This is a genomic window from Photorhabdus hindustanensis (assembly GCF_002968995.1).
GTDB lineage: Bacteria > Pseudomonadota > Gammaproteobacteria > Enterobacterales > Enterobacteriaceae > Photorhabdus > Photorhabdus akhurstii.
The window spans coordinates 1-692 of sequence record NZ_PUWT01000216.1; the positions used below are offsets into that span (position 1 = coordinate 1).

A 692-nucleotide genomic window follows, 5' to 3' on the forward strand; every position below is an offset into this window, starting at 1 on the left:
GCCGGGAACTACTTGGGTAAAAGGTATAGCGATAGTACAGGTATTTTTTCAGAGAGATTTCCTTATCGTTGCCGATATAACGAGCATCTTCCATATAGTCAGGCAAGTCATTTCGCAGATAAAATTCTTCACCATATTTTTTTTAGCTAAATTTACCCAACTATGTATCCACGCTTCATTTTTTTTTTCGCGACTCCATAAAATCATTAATGTTTAATATCAGGCTACTAATAATCCCCAGTGTAACCGGAATTAAAGCAATACTCCGGGCACGGCGTTGGGTGTTGCGAATATGACATTCTTTATTATCAAGGTAGTCCAATATTTCTACATGCTTAATAGTTTCTACATCTTTAATATCTGGCGGTGCCGCCAGAATTTCTTTTTCCCAGCGTACCAGCCGTTTGGCTGGTAATGGATGGATAGTAGGAAACCATTTTTTGAGTAAGTTTTTTAATCGTTGCTTCATTCGGAAAGATCTTCATCAGGGGGACCTAAGCGATCCAATTCTGCCAGAATCAACGGAATTTGAGCGTCTAAATCGGCGGGTTTTTTATCTTTACTCCACCAGATAAGCGGCTCACGGCGTTTATAATCCACCTTACTGACCGCTTCTTTGCCGTTTAATAAAAACTTCACCATAAAGGCGACTGCCAGCGCTTTATCATTGCCACTACTTAAGAAGGCAAAAG

Annotated in this window: 2 protein-coding genes; both read right to left on the reverse strand. The window is 40.0% G+C overall.

Annotated features, from left to right (window positions below):
• Positions 1-175 precede the first annotated feature (175 nt).
• Positions 176-469: a hypothetical protein gene (locus C6H66_RS25430; RefSeq protein ID WP_105397078.1), complete on the reverse strand. Its 294-nt coding sequence runs from the start codon at positions 467-469 to the stop codon at positions 176-178.
• Positions 466-692 (reverse strand): hypothetical protein (locus tag C6H66_RS26330; protein WP_422615639.1); only part of this gene is annotated, 227 nt, incomplete at its 5' end. The genes C6H66_RS25430 and C6H66_RS26330, both read right to left, overlap by 4 nt.

What these genes read in the sequence shown, in the direction of transcription:
- C6H66_RS25430 (WP_105397078.1), bottom strand. Translation starts at nt 469, where the DNA reads ATGAAGCAACGATTAAAAAACTTACTCAAAAAATGGTTTCCTACTATC.